The following is a 5,382-nucleotide window of genomic DNA, read 5'->3' as shown; positions in this document are numbered from 1 at the left end:
GAGGGCGAGCCGCTTCCCCTCTCCACCCCTCTCCCATGAATGGGAGAGGAATGAAAAAGGGCCGAAGCTTGGCTCCGGCCCTTAAATTCAACAGCTTACGCGCAAATCCTACTTGATCGCGTCGAAGTCGGCCTGGATCGCCTTCAGCTTGGCGTCGTCGATGGCGCCCTGGCTCATCGGGGCGACCTGGGCCAGCGTCATGGAGCCGATCTGATCGTAATAGGCGGTGATTTCGGGCAGCTGCTTCTCGAGCGCGGCCTTGGCCTTCTCGTTCTTCAGGATCTCACCGATCGGCGTCGTTTCGACCGACAGCTTGGCCGAAGCAGCGGCGGCGGGCGCGGCGGCCGGCGCGGCGTCCTGGGCGAGGGCAGGCGCGGCAAGGCCCAGCAGGGCGAGGCCGGCGAGAGCGGCAGTGAATTTCATAGATCAGGTCCCCAACGACTTTGTGATGAGTGAACACTGTCCACCGAACCTTGCGGCAGGCAAGGGCATTTCCGCTTCCCCGGCCGGCGGGGGTGGCGCTAGAACCCGCCCATGAGCGAGACCGCCAAACAGATCGAGGGCCGCACCGGCCCGTGGGAAATGGTCCTGGGCCTGGAAGTGCATGCCCAGGTCGCGTCCAACGCCAAGCTGTTCTCGGGGGCCGCCGTCGGCTTCGGCGCCGGGCCCAACGAGCAGGTCAGCCTGGTGGACGCGGCCATGCCGGGCATGCTGCCGGTGATCAATCGCCGCTGCGTGGAGCAGGCGGTCCGCACCGGCCTGGGCCTGAAGGCCCAGATCAACCTGAAGAGCCGGTTCGACCGGAAGAACTATTTCTATCCGGACCTGCCGCAGGGCTATCAGATCAGCCAGTTCGAGCAGCCGATCGTCGGCGAGGGCGAGGTGATCGTCGAGCGCGACGACGGCTCGACCTTCACGGTGCGCATCGAGCGGCTGCACCTGGAGCAGGACGCCGGCAAGAGCCTGCACGACCAGGATCCCAACTTCACCTACGTGGACCTCAACCGGTCCGGCACCGCGCTGATGGAGATCGTCTCCAAGCCGGACATGAGAAGCTCTGAAGAAGCCGCAGCTTACGTGAAGAAGCTGCGGACGATCCTGGTCTACCTGGGCACCTGCGACGGGGACATGGAGAAGGGCAACCTGCGGGCCGACGTGAACGTCTCGGTCTGCCGTCCGGGCGCCTACGAGAAGTTCCGTGAGACCGGTGACTTCAGCCACCTGGGCACGCGCTGCGAGATCAAGAACGTCAACTCCTACCGCTTCATCCAGCAGGCCATCGAGTACGAGGCGCGCCGGCAGATCGAGATTCTCGAGGACGGCGGCAAGATCGACCAGGAGACCCGGCTGTTCGACCCTACGCGGGGCGAGACCCGCTCGATGCGGTCCAAGGAAGAGGCGCACGACTACCGCTACTTCCCCGACCCCGACCTCTTGCCGCTGGTGCTGGATCCGGCCTGGGTGAAGGAGATCGAGGCGAGCCTGCCCGAGCTGCCGGACGCCAAGAAGGCGCGGCTGCAGAGCCAGTACGGCCTGTCGGCCTACGACGCCGGGGTGCTGGTCGGCGATGCGGCCCGCGCCGACTTCTTTGAGACCGCCGCCAAGGGCCGCGACGCCAAGCTGGTCGCCAACTGGGTCACTAACGAACTCGCCGCCAAGCTCTCGGCCGGCGGCCTGGAGGTCGCCGAGAGTCCGCATGGGCCAGGCGCGATCGCCGAGCTGGTCGGCCTGATCGAAGAGGGGGTGATCTCCTCCAAGATCGCCAAGGACGTCTGGGAGCGGATGTGGGCCGGCGAGGGCACGCCGCGGCAGATCGTCGAGGCGCAGGGCCTGCAGCAGGTCTCCGACACCGGGGCCCTGGAGAAGATCATCGACGACCTGATCGCCGCCAACCCCGGCCAGGCCGAGTCGGTGAAGGCCAAGCCGCAAGCCATCGGCTGGTTCGTCGGCCAGATGATGAAGGCGACCCAGGGCAAGGCGAATCCCGGCGTCATCAACCAGCTGCTGAAGAGCAAGCTGGGCGTCGAGTAGCGTTGTTCCTCCCCCTCAGGGGAGGCCGACGATGCGAAGCATCGCGGGGTGGGGGAGTATCGGTTCAACAGGGAGCCGGACGATCTGCGCTCGCGCGGTTCGCAACTCCCCCACCCCTCGCGTCGCTGCGCTCCGCGCCACCCACCCAAAGAAAGGGGAGGGGAAGCGGGCGGCTAATCCCGCACCACCTCGACCACCATCCCCGACACCATCTGGGTCAGCAGGTAGTCGTCGCCGACCCGGTACCAGGCGTAGCCGGAGGGCGGCGGGCGCAGGCGATGGCGGCCGTAGGCGTAGATCCGCTCGCCCCGATAGGCTGGGGGCAGGTAGGCGCCTCTACGCCAGCCCGGCGGGGCCGAGTAGCGGCCGGGCGGATCGCCGCGGCCGGCGCGCGGCGGCGGCGGCAGGCGCCGTTCCATCCGTCGCTCCTGGCCCTCGTAGCGGCGGTCATCGCGTTCGTAGCGGCGCTCTGGTTTGCGGTCATCCTGGCGCTCCTCGCGCCCACGGCCGCCGCCGCGATCGGGCTTGGGGTCGGCCAGGGCCTCGCCCGCAGCGACCATCAGCGGTCCGGCCGCCGCGATCGCGGCGAAGGTCAACACAAAACGCTTCAACGCAAACTCTTCCCAAAGGCGCGCCCGCAAGTGGCGTAGCGCCCGTCCACGCTCGCAGGTTGCCGCCACGAGCCTGAACTTGCGCTGAACACGGCTTGCGGCGCAGGGCCAAAGCCCCAATTAAGCCTGACTGCGCCAAAACGCCGCTCTCCGTAAGGACCCTCATGACCGCGCCTATCGAGATCCACTTCTGGCCGACCCCCAATGGCTACAAGATCGTCATCGCCTGCGAGGAAATGGGGCTGCCCTACGAGATGAAGCCGGTGAACATCGGCCGGGGAGACCAGTTCGAGCCGGCCTTCCAAGCGATCAGCCCCAACGGGCGGATGCCGGCCATCGTCGATCCAGATGGGCCGGACGGCCAGCCGATCTCGATCTTCGAATCCGGGGCGATCCTGCAGTACCTGGGCCGCAAGACCGGCAAGTTCTACGGCGCCAGCGCACGCGAGCGGGTGCAGGTGGAGGAGTGGCTGTTCTGGCAGATGGCGGGCCTGGGCCCCATGGCCGGCCAGGCCCACCACTTCCGCGGCTATGCGCCGGCCATGCTGCCCGACCGGCGGCTCACCGCCTACGGCGCGACCCGCTACACCAACGAGGTGCACCGGCTTTACGGCGTGCTGAATAAGCGGCTGGACGGGCGCGACTTCCTGGCCGGCGACTACTCCATCGCCGACATGGCGGCGTGGCCGTGGGTGCGGCCGTGGAAGATGCAGGGAATCATCCTGGACGAGTTCCCGAACGTGAAGGCCTGGTCCCAGCGGATCGGTGAGCGCGAGGCGGTGAAGCGGTCCATCGAGGTGGGCGAGGACCTTCGGCGCAGCATGGACCTCGCCGGGGCCGGCCGCGACGCCGAAGCCGCCCGACGGATACTGTTCGGCCAACGCGCCCGCTGAGGCTCGAAAAACACACGAAAACTATGCCGTCCCGTATGAAGACAGCAGCCGGTTCGGCTTAACTATATCTTCAGCATGCGCCGACTTTCCTAGCGTCAGGGTAAACCGGTCCGTCCTCAGAACGACAGGCGGCCGGCCAGGGAAATGGGGACGTTAGGATGCTTATGAGCGTGGAACAGGCTGAAGGCCTGCCGCTGCCAGGGCCGGAAGCCACCGGCGACGAGCTGTTCCGGCTGGGGCTGCTCTATTCGACCGGCCAGGGCGGAGCGCCGCTGGATTACGTGTCGGCCCACATGCTGTTCAACCTGGCCGCCATGCGCGGCTCGGTCGAGGCCAAAGTGTATCGCAAGGAGCTGTCGCAGGAGATGGCGTCCGAAGATATCGCCGACGCGCAGCGCGCCGCCCGCGAGTGGCTGGCCCAGGGCTGAGCTAGCCGACGGCGGCTGTGCCGCCATAGGCGCGGATGAACACGGCCTCCCAGCCGTTGTCGTAGCGCTCGCGCCCGCGCAGCGCTTCCTCGCCCAGCGACTCCCAGCCGCTGTGGGTGAGCACGACCTCGGTCCGGCCGACGCCGGCCGGGGTGAAGGTCACCTCGATGTGCTGGCCCTGGGGCACGTTCCCGACCTGCCAGGTGAAGCTGACCCGCGCCGGCGGCTCCCAGATCTCCACCTGACCCCAGACCATCTCCTCGCCGTCCTCGGTGCGTTCGTAGAGCCGGCCGCCGACGCGAGGCTCGAAGGCGCACGACGCCGCCTTGCCGGAGCGCGAATGGGAGTGCAGCGGCCACCAGGACCCGAGGCCGCCGGTGAACCGCTCAAAGGCTTGGGCTTGATCCAGGCCGACGGTCACCCGCTTCACGACCGGCGGGACCGGAAAGGCGGCGACCTCCGCCATCAGTCTTCTGCCTTCGCGGACTGCTCGTACTGGGCCAGCACGTCCTGCCACATGCGGTCGACGTAGCTGCGCAACTCCCCGAGCTGTTCGGGGCGGGCGGAGTAGACGTGGCGAGCGCCCTCCTGGCGCAGGTCCACCAGGTCGGCGTCCTTGAGCACCTTCAAATGCTGGGAGACGGCGGGCCGGGACACCGGCAACTCGGCCGCGATTTCGCCGACCGTCCGCGGCTTCTCCGCCAGCAGCTCGAGCACCTTGCGCCGCGTGGGGTCGGCGAGGACGGCGAGGGCGTTCGCGTAAGCCATGACTTACTTTGCCGCGAGACGGGCGATGCGTCAATTTCCCTCCGCTTCATGGGGAGGGTCGAGTCGGCGAAGCCGACCGGGGTGGAGGAGTGGCGTGCGCAACAGGCCCTGTTCGGCCAGCGCTCATGAGGACCCTCACTTCCCCACCCGTCCCGTCGCTTCGCTCCGGGCCACCCTCCCTATGAAGGGGAGGGAAGGAGCCTCAGTTCACCGCCTGGTCACCGAGGGCGTAGTTGAAGCCGAACTGGATGGGCGAGAGGTCGCGGAAGTACTGCTGGACGAACAGGCCCGCCTGCGCGACGCCGCTTCTCGGCACATAGACGATGTCGAAGCGTCGGAGGGGCACGAGGTCGGCGCCGTTGGTGTTCAGGCCCCGGCCGAGGTCGACGCTGCGGACCATGCCGCGGCCGTCCGGGCCCCGGCGGATGATGAACACCTTTCGGCGGTTGGCGCTTGGCTTGAAGTCGCCGGCTTGGATGACCGCGCGCAGGGCGTCGGAATCGCCGGCCATGTCGAGGATGCCCGGGTTGCCCACCTCGCCGCCCACGAAGACCTTCAGCGGCGCGGCCTTGGCGGCGACATTCACCTCGGGGCGACGCAGCTGGCTGGAATAGGCCGCGGAGAGGTCGGCCTCCAGGTCGCCGATGGTGC

8 protein-coding genes are annotated in these 5,382 nt (G+C 68.0%); 3 read left to right on the top strand and 5 right to left on the bottom strand.

Annotation, left to right across the window (positions count from 1 at the left end):
- Positions 1–108: 108 nt before the first annotated feature.
- Positions 109–423, bottom strand: a complete 315-nt coding sequence (locus VHK87_RS04890; protein ID WP_329633773.1) for a hypothetical protein — start codon at positions 421–423, stop codon at positions 109–111.
- Positions 424–534: 111 nt separating this feature from the next.
- Here VHK87_RS04890 and gatB point away from each other — a divergent pair, with 111 nt between their 5' ends.
- Positions 535–2,031: an Asp-tRNA(Asn)/Glu-tRNA(Gln) amidotransferase subunit GatB gene (gene gatB / locus VHK87_RS04885; RefSeq protein ID WP_329633772.1), complete on the top strand. Its 1,497-nt coding sequence runs from the start codon at positions 535–537 to the stop codon at positions 2,029–2,031.
- Between the two features lie 173 nt (positions 2,032–2,204).
- Here the strand turns inward: gatB and VHK87_RS04880 are convergent, their stop codons facing one another.
- The gene (locus tag VHK87_RS04880) at positions 2,205–2,630 is read right to left on the bottom strand and encodes an RcnB family protein (protein ID WP_329633771.1); all 426 of its coding nucleotides are present in this window, start codon (positions 2,628–2,630) and stop codon (positions 2,205–2,207) included.
- Positions 2,631–2,806: 176 nt separating this feature from the next.
- Between VHK87_RS04880 and VHK87_RS04875 the strand changes: the two genes are divergently transcribed.
- Complete coding sequence (locus VHK87_RS04875; RefSeq protein WP_329633770.1) at positions 2,807–3,535, top strand: glutathione S-transferase N-terminal domain-containing protein; 729 nt, start codon at positions 2,807–2,809, stop codon at positions 3,533–3,535.
- Positions 3,536–3,693: 158 nt separating this feature from the next.
- Complete coding sequence (locus tag VHK87_RS04870) at positions 3,694–3,963, top strand: sel1 repeat family protein (protein ID WP_329633769.1); 270 nt, start codon at positions 3,694–3,696, stop codon at positions 3,961–3,963.
- A gap of 1 nt (position 3,964) precedes the next feature.
- On the opposite strand, the gene VHK87_RS04865 is transcribed toward VHK87_RS04870, so the two are convergent.
- The 3 genes from VHK87_RS04865 to VHK87_RS04855 all read right to left on the bottom strand — a co-directional run.
- Positions 3,965–4,429: an SRPBCC domain-containing protein gene (locus VHK87_RS04865; protein WP_329633768.1), complete on the bottom strand. Its 465-nt coding sequence runs from the start codon at positions 4,427–4,429 to the stop codon at positions 3,965–3,967.
- Positions 4,429–4,731: a metalloregulator ArsR/SmtB family transcription factor gene (locus VHK87_RS04860; RefSeq protein WP_329633767.1), complete on the bottom strand. Its 303-nt coding sequence runs from the start codon at positions 4,729–4,731 to the stop codon at positions 4,429–4,431. Before VHK87_RS04860 ends, VHK87_RS04865 begins: the two co-directional genes overlap by 1 nt.
- A gap of 202 nt (positions 4,732–4,933) precedes the next feature.
- On the bottom strand, positions 4,934–5,382 hold a 449-nt coding region (locus tag VHK87_RS04855), incomplete at its 5' end, for a polysaccharide biosynthesis/export family protein (protein ID WP_414694110.1).

It is taken from the genome of Phenylobacterium sp. (genome assembly GCF_036263695.1).
In the GTDB taxonomy this organism is placed as follows: Bacteria; Pseudomonadota; Alphaproteobacteria; order Caulobacterales; family Caulobacteraceae; genus Phenylobacterium.
This window is presented reverse-complemented; position numbering and strand designations above follow the sequence as displayed.